Origin of the sequence: Nocardia sp. NPDC002869, assembly GCF_046764065.1 — a bacterium.
Classification (GTDB): Bacteria; Actinomycetota; Actinomycetes; order Mycobacteriales; family Mycobacteriaceae; genus Nocardia; species Nocardia rhamnosiphila.
In genome coordinates this window covers 1-14,903 of the sequence record NZ_JBKOOL010000058.1, presented here as the reverse complement: position 1 = coordinate 14,903, position 14,903 = coordinate 1, and the positions used below count along the sequence as shown (strand labels likewise).

At 66.4% G+C, this 14,903-nt stretch carries 13 protein-coding genes and 1 pseudogene; 8 read left to right on the top strand and 6 right to left on the bottom strand.

Translation table 11 applies throughout. From position 1 onward, the window contains the following. Positions 1-13: 13 nt before the first annotated feature. A complete protein-coding gene (locus tag ACLML9_RS13425) occupies positions 14-1,501 on the top strand; it encodes a UbiD family decarboxylase domain-containing protein (RefSeq protein WP_411945825.1) in 1,488 nt (495 codons plus the stop codon). Positions 1,502-1,651: 150 nt separating this feature from the next. After that, positions 1,652-3,127 carry a CoA transferase gene (locus ACLML9_RS13420; protein WP_411945824.1) on the top strand — a complete coding sequence of 492 codons (1,476 nt, stop codon included), beginning with the start codon at positions 1,652-1,654 and terminating at the stop codon, positions 3,125-3,127. A gap of 569 nt (positions 3,128-3,696) precedes the next feature. On the opposite strand, the gene ACLML9_RS13415 is transcribed toward ACLML9_RS13420, so the two are convergent. From ACLML9_RS13415 to ACLML9_RS13400, 4 genes are all read right to left on the bottom strand, one after another. Continuing rightward, on the bottom strand, positions 3,697-4,224 hold the full coding sequence (locus ACLML9_RS13415; RefSeq protein ID WP_063057776.1) for a YbhB/YbcL family Raf kinase inhibitor-like protein: 528 nt from the start codon (positions 4,222-4,224) through the stop codon (positions 3,697-3,699). Positions 4,225-4,245: 21 nt separating this feature from the next. Continuing rightward, on the bottom strand, positions 4,246-5,604 hold the full coding sequence (locus tag ACLML9_RS13410; RefSeq protein ID WP_411945823.1) for a M20/M25/M40 family metallo-hydrolase: 1,359 nt from the start codon (positions 5,602-5,604) through the stop codon (positions 4,246-4,248). 245 nt (positions 5,605-5,849) lie between these two features. Next, positions 5,850-6,743: a helix-turn-helix domain-containing protein gene (locus ACLML9_RS13405; protein ID WP_411945822.1), complete on the bottom strand. Its 894-nt coding sequence runs from the start codon at positions 6,741-6,743 to the stop codon at positions 5,850-5,852. Positions 6,744-6,964: 221 nt separating this feature from the next. Next, positions 6,965-7,093: a hypothetical protein gene (locus ACLML9_RS13400; RefSeq protein WP_411945821.1), complete on the bottom strand. Its 129-nt coding sequence runs from the start codon at positions 7,091-7,093 to the stop codon at positions 6,965-6,967. Positions 7,094-7,498: 405 nt separating this feature from the next. On the opposite strand from ACLML9_RS13400, the gene ACLML9_RS13395 reads away from it, so the two are divergent. From ACLML9_RS13395 to ACLML9_RS13385, 3 genes are all read left to right on the top strand, one after another. After that, on the top strand, positions 7,499-7,954 hold the full coding sequence (locus ACLML9_RS13395; protein ID WP_411945820.1) for a hypothetical protein: 456 nt from the start codon (positions 7,499-7,501) through the stop codon (positions 7,952-7,954). A 66-nt stretch (positions 7,955-8,020) separates the two neighbouring features. Then, the gene (locus tag ACLML9_RS13390) at positions 8,021-8,905 is read left to right on the top strand and encodes an SAM-dependent methyltransferase (protein WP_411945819.1); all 885 of its coding nucleotides are present in this window, start codon (positions 8,021-8,023) and stop codon (positions 8,903-8,905) included. Positions 8,906-9,197: 292 nt separating this feature from the next. Beyond that, positions 9,198-10,076 (top strand): SAM-dependent methyltransferase, encoded by an 879-nt coding sequence (locus ACLML9_RS13385; RefSeq protein WP_411945818.1) that lies wholly within the window; start codon positions 9,198-9,200, stop codon positions 10,074-10,076. 4 nt (positions 10,077-10,080) lie between these two features. Here the strand turns inward: ACLML9_RS13385 and ACLML9_RS13380 are convergent, their stop codons facing one another. Next, on the bottom strand, positions 10,081-10,407 hold the full coding sequence (locus ACLML9_RS13380; RefSeq protein WP_265805851.1) for a histone-like nucleoid-structuring protein Lsr2: 327 nt from the start codon (positions 10,405-10,407) through the stop codon (positions 10,081-10,083). 207 nt (positions 10,408-10,614) lie between these two features. On the opposite strand from ACLML9_RS13380, the gene ACLML9_RS13375 reads away from it, so the two are divergent. From ACLML9_RS13375 to ACLML9_RS13365, 3 genes are all read left to right on the top strand, one after another. Beyond that, positions 10,615-11,538, top strand: a complete 924-nt coding sequence (locus tag ACLML9_RS13375; protein WP_411945817.1) for an alpha/beta fold hydrolase — start codon at positions 10,615-10,617, stop codon at positions 11,536-11,538. A 156-nt stretch (positions 11,539-11,694) separates the two neighbouring features. Further along, on the top strand, positions 11,695-12,177 hold the full coding sequence (locus ACLML9_RS13370) for a MarR family winged helix-turn-helix transcriptional regulator (RefSeq protein ID WP_411945816.1): 483 nt from the start codon (positions 11,695-11,697) through the stop codon (positions 12,175-12,177). Beyond that, complete coding sequence (locus tag ACLML9_RS13365) at positions 12,174-13,748, top strand: DHA2 family efflux MFS transporter permease subunit (RefSeq protein ID WP_411945815.1); 1,575 nt, start codon at positions 12,174-12,176, stop codon at positions 13,746-13,748. The genes ACLML9_RS13370 and ACLML9_RS13365 overlap by 4 nt, the downstream gene beginning before the upstream one ends. Before the next feature lie 45 nt (positions 13,749-13,793). Here the strand turns inward: ACLML9_RS13365 and ACLML9_RS13360 are convergent. After that, positions 13,794-14,903, bottom strand: a pseudogene (locus ACLML9_RS13360) (hypothetical protein); the annotation flags it as partial.

Sequence of the window (14,903 nt, the reverse complement as noted above, 5' to 3'; positions counted from 1 at the left end):
GAAGGTAGAGCACATGACGAGCACCCAGTCACGGACGAAGCACCTGAAGTCGATCGAAGAATTCCTCGCGGTGCTCCGCGAGCACGGTGATGTGCAGGAGGTGACCGCACCGGTGTCGTTGCAATTGGAGGCCGGCGCGGGTATCCGGTACGCGTACGAGAACAACCTGCCGGCGGTGCTCTACACCACCATCGACGGCTATCCGCAGTACAAGCTGATGGGTGGTGTGACCCCGTTCTCGTCGGATCCCCACAACCCCTACGGCCGGTTGGCGGTCGCGCTGGGCCTGCCGTGGGACACGAAACCGCTGGCCATCCTGGAAGCGCTCGTCGAATTCAACGAGGCCCACCGCCTGATCCCGCCGGTCGTCGTGGACAACACCACCCGCACCCGCCACGACACGGTCGACCTCCACTCGGTGCCGGCGCCGTTGTTGCACGACGGTGACGGCGGCGAATACCTGAACACGGTCGGCACGATGGTGGCCCGCACCCCCGACGGCTCCTGGACCAACTGGCATGTGTGCCGGGTTATGCGCCTCGACGCCACCCGGGTCACCATCTGGACCCGCGACTTCCAGCACTTCGGCCAGATCTACAACATGTGGAAAGAGATCGGCAAGCCGATGCCGTTCGCGTTCTGCCAGTCACCCGAACCGTCCGCCACCGTCGTATCCGGCTTCCGGGTACCCGCACAGGTCGACGAAGCGGCGTTCCTGGGCGGATGGTTCGGTGAGGCACTGGAGGTGAGCCCCTGCGACAGCGTCGACCTGGAGGTCCCTGCCACCTCCCATGTCGTCATCGAGGGCCACATCAATATCGACGAACGGCACTCCGAAGGGCCGTTCGGCGAATGCGCCGGCTACCTGATCCCGTCGCTGACCTGCGAGGAACTCGTCGGCCACGTCACCGCCATCTCCTCGGTTCCGCAACCGATCGTCGCTGCCGTGCCGGCGGGCAAGCCGGTCGACGACGACCACACCCTCATCTTCATCGGGCATTCCATGGGCAACACCCAGATGCTGCGTGACGCGGGCCTGCCGGTCCGGCATTGCTGGGTCAGCCCGGAAAGCGCCGGCTCGCAGTGCACGGTGACCGTGGACAAGAACTGGCCCGAGACCTATTCCGGTGACCGGGTCGCCTTGTTCACCGAGATCGCCAACCTGCTCAACAAGCAGGGGAAGATCCCGTGCGTCATCCACACGGCCGTGGTCGAGGACGATATCGATCCCACCGACCCGCGTGATGTGCTGTGGGGGTGGTGCAGCCGCGCCGCGGCCACCGAGATGTTGACCCTCGACGGGTATATCACCGAGTTGTCCGTCGGGCTCAGCCTGGACGAACACAACGCCGTGCACGGCAACCGCAACTACTACAACGGGTTGCACAAGGGATGGTCGCTGGAATACACCCCGGCGTCGTTCACCGAAATCTATCCCCCCGACGTCCAGCGGAAGATGAAGAGCGTCATCGACGACGCCATGGACAGCCGTCGCGGATAGCCACCGCCGATCCCGGCGTCCCCCGTCCCGCCGGTCCCGAAGACATGGAGCCGGCGAGGGCCGGCTGCATGGCCTCTGCCCTGAACCGAGTCGCGACCCGGCCTGTCACCACAATCCCCGAGAATGCCCGTGCGACCGTGAGGACCTGATATGACCACTAGGACGCCGGTACCGATTCCGACCGGGTGGACCTCATCGCCCGACATCTACGCCGACTTCTCGCGAGTGCTCGATCCACTGGGCCTCGACGTCGCCGACACGGGCGGTCAGGTCACCTTCACCGGCGAGGACCCGATCCTGCCGAGCAAGCACCGACTCGGCGCCATCATGGCGATGGGCATGATGGCCCCGGCCGTGGGAACTCAGATCCTCTACCGGATGATGGGCGGGCCGGCCCAGGACCTGTCGGTCGACCTGCGCGACGCGGTCACACAGATCTTCCCCCAGACCTATTTCGCGCCGACCGTGGCGGGCTACCCGTACTTCAAGTCCATGTTCGAGAACCCGCTGGGAATAGCGGTCTATCCGCTCGAGGGCGATCGCTGGTACATGCCGACCGCGATCTATCCGAAAATGGTCACCGACTGGCTCGGACTGCTGCGCTGTGAACTGACGAAATCCTCGGTCGAGCAAGCCCTGTCCACGTGGGACATGGACGAACTCGACGCGGAGGTGGCCCGGCGCGGCATGATCGGGGCACCGGTCATGACCGCCGAGCAGTGGTACTCCCACCCGCAGGGCAGCTACCTCGCCAACGTGCCGATGATCGACATCATCAAGATCGGGGACTCCGACCCCGAGCTGCCGGCGCTGCCGCAGTCGGACCGGCCGCTGTCGGGGCTGAAGGTACTGTCCGTGACCCACGTCATCGCCGGCCCGATCACCGCCCGCACCCTCGCCGAACAGGGAGCCCAGTGCCTGGATCTCTACGGGCCCGGCTTCGAGGAACGACCCGGCGCCATCTTGGATTGCCGGACGGGCCTGCGAACCAGCTGGGCGGACCTCAAACGCGCGGAGTACCGAGGGCGGGCCCTGGACCTGCTCCGCTCCGCCGACGTGTTCATCGAGAACTTCCGCGGCCGCAAGATCGCCAACTTCGGTCTGTCGGCCGAGGAGGCCGCCGACCGGCGACCGGGAATCATCTACACCTCACTGCGCGGATTCGGCTGGGACGGGCCGTGGTTCGACCGTGGCGCGTTCGACCCCGACGCCAACGCCTGCACCGGCTACATGTGCCTGGAAGGCACACCCCACGCCCCGAAACTTCCGCCGACGGTGGTCCTGAACGACTACCTCGCCGGATACCTCACCGCCGCGGGTGTGCTGGCAGCGCTGAAAATGCGGGCCGAGCACGGCGGCAGCTACCACGTCCGAACCTCACTGTCCCGGTTCTCGATGTGGTACTCCCGGCTCGGACTGTTCGACAACAACTACATGCTCGACACGATCAAAAATCCCGACCACCAGGCGAACCCGGTCCGTACGTTCGAATTCCGTGGCGGCTACGGCAAACAAGTTCACCTGCAGCCCGGAATCACCTACTCCAAGACCCCCTCGCGCTGGGAAATCCCCGGCGGCGGCCCGATCGTCGCCCCGATCGGCTACTGGGAACCGCAATGGCTGTGACGTGACGGGCGGCAATGCCGCCCACAGTGGCAGCCGACGATCAGCCCGGTGTGACGAGCGCGCCACAGTGGCCGTCGAGCGCGCCGGAGGCCTGGAGCCCATCGGGCGCTACGGGGCAGAGCCGGCCGCATCACGATCCGGGTGGGTACCGGCCGACACCGTTGCGCAGCGTGACGTGACGGCCGCGCTGGAGTCCGCGGGTGTCCAGGCCCCGCGCCGGTGACATCGAGACCGATTGCGCTCGACCTGCGTGACCACGTCGACCAGCCACCACGTCAGCGCGTCAACGTCGGCTTCTGCGTCTCCGAGGTCTGGCACGAGACGGCCCCCTCGGCTTGCCCACCGGCCGGCCCATCGTCCGCAAGATCGCATAGCAACGCCCCCGCGCGATCCCCAACCCCGCAGCCGCTTCCCGCACCGACACCCCGGAATCGACCACCCGGGCCAGATGCTCACCGAACCGAGCCACATCCTCCGAAAACGACACGATCGCCGCAACCTCTCAAATCAAGAGTGTTGCGACGATCGCGTGAACCCGCCGATCGCCGGGGCCACCTGTGAGGGCGGGATTACTTCTGCTCGTAGGTTCCGACCAGAATCGCCCGCGCCAGGGTGTGCGAGAACAGGTTGAACCCCAGGAACGCCGGAGAGGCCTCCGGCGGCACGCCCAGTGAGTCCACGTCCACCGCGTGCACCACGATGAAGTAGCGGTGCGGGCCGTGTCCGGCCGGCGGTGCCGCCCCGACGTATCCCGCGAACCCGCCGTCATTACGCAGCGTCACCGCACCGGACGGCAGTTCGCCGCCCTCACTGCCGGCGCCCGCGGGCAGCTCCGTCACCGATGCCGGGATATCCGCCACCGCCCAATGCCAGAAACCCGAGGCCGTCGGCGCGTCGGGGTCGTAGACCGTCACCGCGAAACTCTTGGTCTCCGCCGGGAATCCCGACCAGCTCAGCTGCGGCGACACATCCGCACCCCCGGCGCCGAAGACACCGCTGACCTGAGCGTTGCCCAACGTCGCGCCGTCGGACACATCGGTGGAGGTCAGGGTGAACGACGGAACCGAAGGTAGGGCGTCGTAGGGGTTGTCGGCCATGTTCTCCTCTTTCGAATCGGATCAGCTGTGCAACAGGAAGTGTTCCAGCACCTCGGTGCCGAATTCGAGCGCGTCGATCGGAACACGTTCGTCCACACCGTGGAACAGGGCCGCGAAATCCAACTCCGGCGGCAACCGGAGTGGCGCGAACCCGAAACACCGGATGCCCAGATGCGCGAGGGCTTTCGCGTCCGTGCCTCCGGAGAGCATGTACGGGACGGTCCGGCCCTGCGGATCGTGGGCCAGGATCGCGTCGTTCATCGCGTCCACGAGATGACCGTCGAAGGTCGTTTCGTAGGAGTCGAGTTTGGTGATCCACTCCCGCTCCACATCCGGACCGATGAGCTCGTCCACTTCACGTTCGAACTCGGCCTGCCGGCCCGGGACCACCCGGCAGTCCACCACCGCCTCCGCGGTCTGCGGGATGACATTCGCCTTGTAGCCGGCGTTCAACATGGTCGGGTTGGCAGTATCACGCAGGGTCGCGCCGATGATCCGGGAAATGGATCCCAGCTTGGCCAGTGTCCCCTCGATATCGGGACTCCCCGGATCGAACTCCAGCCCGGACTCCTCCGATACAGCGGCCAGGAACTCGGTGACCGAATCGGAGAGCACGAGCGGAAACGTATGGGTGCCCAGGCGCGCCACCGCGGCCGCCAGGATGGTGACGGCGTTGTCCTCGTGCAAGAACGAACCGTGGCCCGCGCGCGCTTTCGCGCGCAACCGCATCCAGCCCAGCCCCTTCTCCGCCGTCTCCACCAGATAGAAGCGTCGCTCACCGCCGTCGGGGCGCGGGACGGTCAGGGAGAACCCGCCGACCTCGCCCACGGCCTCGGTAACGCCTTCGAAGAGGTCGGGCCGGTGCTCCACCAGCCAATGCGATCCCCACTTCCCACCGGCCTCCTCGTCGGCCAGGAAGGCGAAGACCAGGTCTCGGGGCGGTACCGTCCCCTCGATCTTGAACTGGCGGGCCACCGCCAGCATCATCCCCACCATGTCCTTCATATCGATCGCGCCGCGACCCCACACGTAACCGTCCTGGACGGCGCCCGAGAACGGGTGCACACTCCAGTCCGCCGCCTGTGCCGGCACCACGTCGAGGTGCCCGTGCAGTAGCAGCGCACCGCGACTCGGATCGGCGCCCGGCAGCCGCGCGAAGACATTGCCGCGGCCCGGTGCGCCGGATTCCACATATTCGGTGGTGTATCCGGCGTCTTCCAGTTGCCGCGCCACCCATTCGGCACACTCTTGTTCGCCCTTGGTGGTCGCGAGATCGCCGGTATTGGAGGTGTCGAACCGGATCAGCGTGCTGACCAGCTCCACCACCTCTGCCACGGCACGAGAACGAGCAGAACCCGAATTTTCACCTGTAGCGGCCACGCCCCCTTCCTACCATCTCGGGAGTCCTTGCTTCCCTTCGGTGCGGCGGGTCCAGTGGTCATACATGCTTTAATGCGCATATCTACGTATGGGCATTAAATATGCCAATTCTGGATCCTTGTTCAACAGGACGTGCCGTGCGGAGTGGCGAGGCCCCGGGTAGGCGAGGCGTGGTCCGGCCGGTCGATACGCCGCTCCCCCGCCCGGCACCGGCGACCGGAACGACTCCCCCGCTGGGCCCGGACCTACTCGGCGGGCAGTTCGGAGAGCACTTTACGGAGATAGTCCCGGCTCTCCCCCGGGGTGAGCGCAATAACGCTCAACTTGTTCATCACTGTCATGTACACCTCGACGTCCTGCTTCTTCTCCAGGTAGTGCGAGGTGGTGAGTTGCTCCATGTAGACCATGTCCGGCAGCTCGGGCTCCGGAAACCGGAGGATACTGAACGAACCACCGGCCGCCGGATGGCCGCCCACCGAATAGGGCAGCACCTGGATCTTCACATTGGGCCGATCGGAGGCGGCGATGAGATGTTCGATCTGATCCCGCAATTCGGGATAACCGTCGATCGGGCGGCGCAGGGCATTTTCGTCCACGACCGCCCATAGTGTCGGCCCCGCGGCACGGCTCAGGATGTCCTGGCGGCGCATCCGTATACCGACCCGGCGTTCGGTCTCATCGTCGTTACCGAGCGTGATCACCGACCGGGCGTAGGATTCCGTCTGCAGCAGACCCGGCACGAATTGTGCCTCGTAGGTGCGGATCGTCGTCGCGGCCTGCTCCAGGCCGATATAGTTCTCGAACCAGTTCGGCAGCACATCGTTGAACGGCTGCCACCATCCCGGATCGTTCGCCTTCTTCATCAGATCCACGTAGACGGTCAGCTTTTCCGGATCGTCGACCCCGTAGAGCTTCAGCAGGTCGAGAAGATCACGCTCCCGGAACCGGGTCCGGCCCAGCTCGAGCCGGCTGATCTTGGCATGGGAACCACGGATATGATCGCCGGCGTCCTCGCGGCTGATCCCGCACGCCTCCCGCAGACGGCGCAATCTGCTGCCGAGCGAGATACGTAACACGGTCGGCCCACGATCGGCCTCCGCCGTATCCGGGATATCGGAATCATCACGCTCGTGTGTCATGGTCGCCTCTGGCCAGTTCGTGCTGTGCTGCATCGTACGGCGCCCGCCACCGCCGAACCGCACCGGTCGGCAGGCAATCCTACTATCCGGTAAGCGCATATTCCGGTAACGCGCCCGCTCCGAGCGGGACCGGCACCTGCGCGGCTATCGGCTGCCGCGAACGTGCGGATCGAATCCTACAGTGCTGCATACCCGTAGCATCTTCCTGTTCGCACGCGGTGTCAGGTTTCCTTGCGTAAACTCCCCCACGACACGACGTCCGGCTTCACCTGTACCGCGACGACCCGGGAGACGACACCGATGAGGGCATCGGCAGCAGGAGCGAGTACCACTGGAGTTGCTTCCAGCATAGCGCGTGTCCGTGCGGCCCGGGGACACGAACCGGCCGCACCGCCCGGCGGCGGCAACCCCCTCGCGAACCGTCGCGATCGGACCGAGTCCGCGCGTAAAGCATTGGCCGCCAACGTTTCCCCCCGCCAACGGCGGACGTTCTCATCCGGACGGATCGGGCGTCGCCCGATAGGGTGTTCCGCAGTCAACCGGAACCGGCTGTTCCTGCCGAGGCAGTCCGCTTCCACCGTACGTTCCGACGAACAGGACCCGGCCGCGAGCATTTTCCACCGACCGCCGCGCGCAGTGCCACACCACGGGCCGCCCTGCGGACCCTCCCGTGCGGTCGGTGTCCGGCCCCCTTTCCCACCACCGCACCATCCGGCGTGACCAGAACAAGCACCCGTACCAGTTGGAGGCCCCCGATGTCCGGCACAGTCACCACCACCGAGATCCGCGCGAAACTCACCGAAGTCCTCGGTCACTCCAGTATCGACCTGGCCACATCCAAGGACGGCGTCAACTGGGCCACGAGCGCCTTCTTCGCCAACCTCGACGACGACCTCTTCCGCCTCACCCTCATCCTGGAGAACAGCGGCCGGACCCTGGAGCAACTCAAGGCCAACCCCAATGTGGGTGTGAAGGTGGTGCCGGGCGGGATAGCGGATCCCTTCGCCCAGGGCCTGGGCACGGTCACTCTGCGCGAGGGGGCCGACCAGGACGAGACCTTCCGGGCACTGCTGCGCAAGGAACCACAGATCGAACCGTTCTTCGCCACGCCGGTCACCGCGCTGGTGATCGATATCGACTGGTGGCGCGTCACACACCTGGGTGGCGGCTGGTTGCCCGGCAAGGTCATCGAGCGCAGTACGGACGCCTGAGGGGGCGCCGCCGGGTCGAGGGCATAACATCGCCTTGTTCGATTCGCAACGTAGAGAGAGGTATTCATGGCCGAACCGGCTCATCGGACAGGGGTTCGTGTCCCGGTCGGGGTGGACACCACCCGGCCCAGTATCGCCCGTGTCTACGACTACAGCCTCGGTGGCAAGGACAACTACGACGTCGACCGCGCCGCCTTCGAGCAGATCCAGCGGATCGCACCACGGCAGGGCGATGTCTCCCGGATGAACCGGCGCTGGCTCCACCGCGTGGTGCGCTATCTGGCCGGACCTGCCGCCATCGATCAATTTCTCGATATCGGCGCCGGTTTGCCGACGGTGGGTAACACCCATCAGATCGCGCAGCAGGAGAACCCCGAGGCCACGGTCGTCTATGTCGACAACGATCCGGTGTGCAACGCACACGGCCGGGTGCTGCTGGAACAGAACGAGAACACCCATTTCGTCTCCGGCGATCTCCTCGAGGAGAACACGCTGCTGGAGAACAAGAACGTGCTGCAGTACCTGGATTCGGACCGGCCGATCGCGGTGATCCTGTGCGGGCTGCTGCATCACGTCGACGACGAACTCGAACCGGCGCGGGTCATGCGCGAATACATCTCCCGGCTGCCCGCGGGCTCATATGTCGCGATCACCAACTTCTGGGACCCGGCCGACGAGAACCCGGAACTGCACGATCTGGCCGAGCGCTTGGAGCGGGCGTTCACGGAAATGGGGCTGGGTTCGGGGTGGTACCGCACCCGCGCCCAGCAGCTCGAGTACTTCGACGGCCTGGAGATCATCGCGCCCGGCCTCGTAGAACTCGAGGACTGGTGGCCGGCCGGACCGGCGACCCGGCCGCGCCTTCCGGAGGAAAAGGTGATCATCGGCGGCGTCGGATACAAACGCCCCGTGGAGAAAGTCCGATTGCACAGTGTGAACGGAAACGGCTGAATCACCCTGTTGTCCGGTGGTGCACGGCGCCGGGTTTCCACCCGGCGACCGCCACGATCGGACAACACCGAACCCACCTGAGGCACAGTTGTTTTCCCAAAAAGGACAGCTCGGCCCGATCCCGTGCCGAGCGCGCCTATCCGGGTTAGGCTCGGCCCACTCCGACGACGCGAACCATTCTCTCGCGCAGTTCGATCGGCGCCGATTGCTCGCTCCGGCACCGCGTTCTACGCTTTGGTGACCCGACTCATATTTCCAGCCAGTTTTTCTTTCGTGCAGAGAGAAGGTCGAGATGGCCGAACCGGCGTACCGGACCGGCGTTCGCAAACCGGTCGGCGTGGACACCACCAGGGCCAGTATCGCCCGTGTCTACGACTACAGCCTCGGCGGCAAGGACAACTACGATGTCGACCGCGCCGCCTACGCAGCGATTCTCGAGGTCGCGCCTCGGCAGGGCGATGTATCGATCATGAACCGGCGCTGGTTGCACCGGGTCACCCGGCATCTGGCGGGCAGTGCCGGTATCGACCAGTTCCTCGATATCGGCGCCGGCCTGCCCACTGTCGCCAATACCCACGAGGTCGCCCAGCAACAGAACCCGGACGCCCGGGTCGTCTATGTCGACAACGATCCGGTGTGCAACGCACACGGCCGGGTGCTGCTGGAACAGAACGAGAACACCCATTTCGTGCCCGCCGACCTCCTGGAGGGCAAAACCCTGCTGCGCAATACCGATGTGACGCGCTACCTGGATATGGAACGGCCGATCGGACTCATCCTGTGCGGGCTGCTCCACCATGTCGACGACGAGCTCGACCCGGTCGGGATCATGCACAGATATGTGGACCTGCTGCCGCCGGGGTCCTATCTCGCGATCAGCCATTTCTACGATCCGGGCCCGGCCGATCCGCAGCAGCACGCGCTCGCCAAAGAGCTCGAACGCCGTTTCACCGAAAAGGGTCTGGGCTCGGGCTGGTATCGCACCACCGAGCAGATCCTCGAATACTTCTGCGGCCTCGAACTCATCGAACCGGGCCTCGTCCAACTCGACGACTGGTGGCCCGCCGGCCCGCCGCTGCGGCCCCGGTATCCCGAAGAGCAGGTCATGGTCGGTGGTGTCGCCTACAAGCCGGCCGGCGACAGCACCGACCACCGGAATCGACCCGGGTAAAGGGTTACCCGTTGACGTGGCGGAACGCGGCCAGAATTCCGGCGGGTATCCGGCCGCGCGTCGACACCTCGTGTCCGTTGCGCAGCGCCCATTCCCGGATCACCTTCGCCGAGGCCGACCGCACCGGCCGTTCCCGTTTCCTCCGCGCGGCCCGACCGGCCTTGCGGGCGAACGGGGTCCACTTACCGAAGACTGCGCGCAATTCCCCCGCGTTGGCTTCGGTCAGGTCGATCTCGTACGTCACGCCCTCGAACGCGAACACCACAGTTTCGGCCGCGGGTGATTCGCCGTCGAGGTCATCGATCAAACTGATGACGACCTTGCGCGCCATGGGCTTGCTCCTCCGATCACCGATTACCTTGCCAGATATGACATCAGCTACCCCGCGGCTGTGCGAATGACCGGGCTTGCCCGCAACGCCGGCACAGCGACCTCGTCCGGGGGATGTGAGCATACCGCTCCGGGTGCGGCCTCCGACGCCGGGGCGGAATCGATCCACCCCGGGTTACCGTGGCGGAGCCGAACGAGAGGACGGACCATGGGCGCGCACCAGGCCGATCTGCCCGAGACCGTCGAATACCGGTTACCGCACCTGTCGATGACGGCACTCGCCTGGGGCGATCCCGGGGCCCGGCTCGCCCTGTGCCTGCACGGCTTTCCCGACAGCGCCTGGACCTGGCGTCATCTCGGCCCCGCTCTCGCCGCCTGCGGATTCCGCGTGATCGCGCCCTTCACCCGGGGTTACGCGCCGACCGCGGTGCCGGAGGACGGCGACTACCATCTGGGAGCGCTCGCCTACGACGCGCTCGCACTGTATCGCGCACTCGGCGCCCCCGCGGACGCGGTGCTCATCGGTCACGACTGGGGCGCGTTGACCACGAATACCCTTGCGGCGCAATCGGATTGCCCGTTCCCGCGGGTCGCGTCGCTGGCGGTACCGCCGGTTCCGGCCATGCGCCCACGCCGGGACGCCGGCGTGGGCGCGTATCTGCGGCAGCTACGGTTCAGTTGGTACATCCTGTTCAACCAGCTACCGGGGATCTCCGAGCGCTCGCTCGACCGGCTGATCCCCCGGCTGTGGCACGACTGGTCGCCGGGGTACGGGGCCGAGACGGATATCGCCCACACCCTGGCCGCGCTGCCGACCGCCGCACATCGGACCGCGGCGCTGTCCTACTACCGGGCCTTCGTCCGGGTCGCCGGGAAGCCGTCCGCTCGCTACGCCGGCCTCCACCGGCACTGGGACGACGCGCCGCGCGTGCCCATGCTGTATCTGCACGGCGACGCCGACACCACCCTGCATCCGGCATTCACGGCCGGGGTGGCCGAGGTCCTGGCACCGGCGGGCGGAAGGACTGTGACCGTGCCCGGCGCCGGACATTTCCTGCATCTGGAACAGCCCGCACGAGTGGCGCAGCTACTGCTCGACTTCTTCGCGGACGACACGGCTCGCGAAGTCTGACTCGGCTTCCCGGGCCGGGAGCGTGATCTTTTTCGCTCCGGGCCCGCTGTAGCGCCCTACTCGGGTGCGATGCGGCCACTCGCTCCGCTATGTTTCCGGTCACATACGAGATATTCCCGCTTCCGCAACTATTACGAGTACCCATATGATCGCGCGGTGGCAAATGAGGCGGAGACGAGCACTCTCATCGAGCACTTCGTGCTCGCCGTCTGCGACCCCGGACGGTGGCAGGGCGTCGACCGGCTCGCCGAACTCGATCTGACCCTCTCGCAGGCCCGGGTGCTGTTCACTGTTGTCCGTCGTCACGAGCCACAACCGATCCACACCATCGCGGGCGAACTCGGCCTGTCGATGACCGCGGCCGGCCGCAATGTCGACCGGCTGGTACGCCTCGGTCTGCTCACCAGGCAGGAGAGCCCCACCGACCGCCGGGTCAAGCTCGTCGGTCCCACCGAACACGGGCAACGGCTCGCCTGGGATCAGATCGCCGTCCACCGCGCGACGATCGATACGGTCGTCCACCGCTTGCCCGAGGCTTTACGGGAGGACCTCGGACGGGTCCTCACCGCCGTGCTCGAGTCCGGGGCCATACACAACGTCGTGGCGTGCCCCCCCGCATCGTCAGGAGACAATTCGTGAACGCAAGCCCAGCCCCCGCGACCGACGCGGGGGCTTCGGACAGAATCGACGCATCGGTCCTGAAACTGGCCGGTGTCGTGGTTCTCGGCGCCATCATGTCCATCTTGGACATCACGGTGGTGAACGTCGCCATGCCGACATTCCAAACCGAATTCGACGTCGCCAACTATTCCACGGTGGCCTGGACGGTCACCGCCTACACGCTCGCGCTCGCCACCGTCATCCCGCTCACCGGCTGGGCCGCCGACCGTTTCGGCACCAAGCGGTTGTACATGACCGCCCTGGTGCTGTTCACCCTCGGTTCGGTGCTGTGCGCGCTGTCCTGGAACATCGCCGCGCTCATCGGGTTCCGGGTGATCCAGGGCCTGGGCGGCGGCATGCTCATGCCGCTGGGTATGACCATCATGACCAAGGCCGCGGGACCGGAGCGGATGGGCCGGTTGATGGCCATCCTGGGTGTGCCCATGCTGCTCGGCCCGATCCTGGGCCCGATCCTGGGTGGCTGGCTCATCGAGGACGCGTCCTGGCACTGGATCTTCCTGATCAACCTGCCGCTCGGTGTGATCGCACTCGGCTACGCCTGGTTCATCCTGCCCAAGGACGAGCCGCGTGCCGGTGAAGCCTTCGACTTCGTGGGCATGCTGATGCTGTCGCCGGGTCTCGCGCTGTTCCTGTACGGCATCTCTTCCATCCCGGAGGAGGGCACCGTAGCCACACCGAAGGTGTGGGCGACCATGCTGGTCGGCGGGGCACTGGTGGTCGCGTTCGTGTTCTACTCGTTCAAGCCCAAGAATCCGCTGCTGGATCTGCGGCTGTTCCGGAATCGCGACCTGACCGTCGCCACCGTCACGATGTTCCTGTTCTCCGCATCGTTCTTCGGCGGACTGCTGCTGATCCCCACCTACTTCCAGCAGGTGCGGGGCGAGAGCGCGCTGCTGGCCGGACTACTGGTGGCGCCGCAGGGTATCGGATCGCTGCTCACCATGCCGATCGCCGGCATGCTGGTGGACAAATTGCCGATCGGCCGGGTGGTTCCGGTGGGTCTGGCGGTTCTCACCGCGACCATGTTCGGGCTCACCCAGATCGAGGCCGGCAGCTCCTACTTCTATGTGCTCAGCGTGCTGTTCGTCATGGGTCTCGGTATGGGCCTCACCATGATGCCGCTGATGACGGCTGCCCTGCGCACGCTGAACGAGGCACAGGTCGCGCGCGGTTCCACTCTGTTGAACATCATCCAGCAGATCGCCAGCTCGGTGGGTGTCGCGGTGATCTCGGTGGTGCTGACCAACCGGATGCAGAACTCCGAGGCCGTGTCGGCGGGGCAGGCGATGATGGAGGCCCAGCGGACCGGCGAACAGCCCGATCCGTCGGTGCTGCAGTACATCGCGAGCCTGGGCGACAAGTTCGAAACCGTTATGCTCGGGGAGATGTCGGATGCCTACGCCGGCACCTTCTGGGTGGCGTTCGCGCTGTGCCTGGTCACCCTCGGCTTCTCCGTCCTGCTTCCGCGTAAGGCGAGCGCGGTGCCGAAGTCCGATTCCGATACGCCGGCCCCGGTGCTCATGCACTGACCTCCCGGCACTCCGGACCCGCCCCGCCCGCCCAACCACCCCGGTTCAGGCGGGCGGTTGCGTTTTCCGGAACCAGTCGAGAATCCGCGGAAGCGCCTCCCGGACGGTGGCACCGTGGTCGATATCGCCGAGGTCGATCAGTTCGGCGGAGGCGCCCAGTTCGGCTTTCGTACAGCGCAGCGAATTCTCGAAGGGGACACTGCGGTCCCCGGGGGCGGCGAACAGCCGGACCGGCACCGTCGCGGTCCAGTCGCACACGATATCGCTGTCGGCCATGGCTCGCAGGGCGGCGCCGGTGGGGTTACGTGCCAGTTCCAGGTAGTGCGGGGTCAGCAACTTCTCCGGGGTGTCCGGAAGCCCCGAGGACACGGCCAGCAGATCGTGGCGCCCGTCGAAAAGTCCGTCGATCCGTTGCGCGTAGGGCTGCTGGAACGCTTCGGCGGGATCGTCATAGAGGTGGTAGATCCGGTTCATCGCGGTGATCCAGTAGGCCAGGTAGAGCACCGCGGGGCGTCCCTCCACCCGACCGTCCAGCGCGGCCGGGGCCTGGACCTCCTGGACGGCGTAGGCACCGCTGACCGCGGCGACCGCGGCCGGGGCGAAACCCTCGACCACTCCGCTGTTCAGCTCCCGGCCGAGTGCCAGGGCGGCCTGGGCACCCTGGGAGAACCCGGTCACCAGAACGTTCGGATCCACATCACGGCCCTGGTCGGCGAGCAGCGAACGGGCCGCCAGGAGCAGATCCGCCGAGGCGGAGGCCTCGGTGGGGGCATGGGCGTAGGGATGGAAACCGGGGCCTTCCCCGAGGCCCAGATAGTCCGGGGCGACCGCGGCGTAACCGGCGGCGGCGAACTGGACGGTGCGGGCACGTTCGGTCTCACCGTCCGCCGAGGGCGCTTCGTCGCGGCGCACCGTGGTTCCGTGCGCGTAGGAGACCAGACGCAACCGCTGGACGCCGGTATCCGGGATCACCACCAGGCCGCTGGCGGTGGTGGGCGTTCCGTCGGCCGAGACGGTTTCGTACACCAACCGATAGGCGTGGACACCGTTCGCCCCGGCCACCGGATATTTCCAGTCGGCGAGATAGTCACCGGTCTCGGCGGCGCTCATCTCGAAGACCGGCGCCACCGAGACGACGATGCCGCGCCCGGGCCG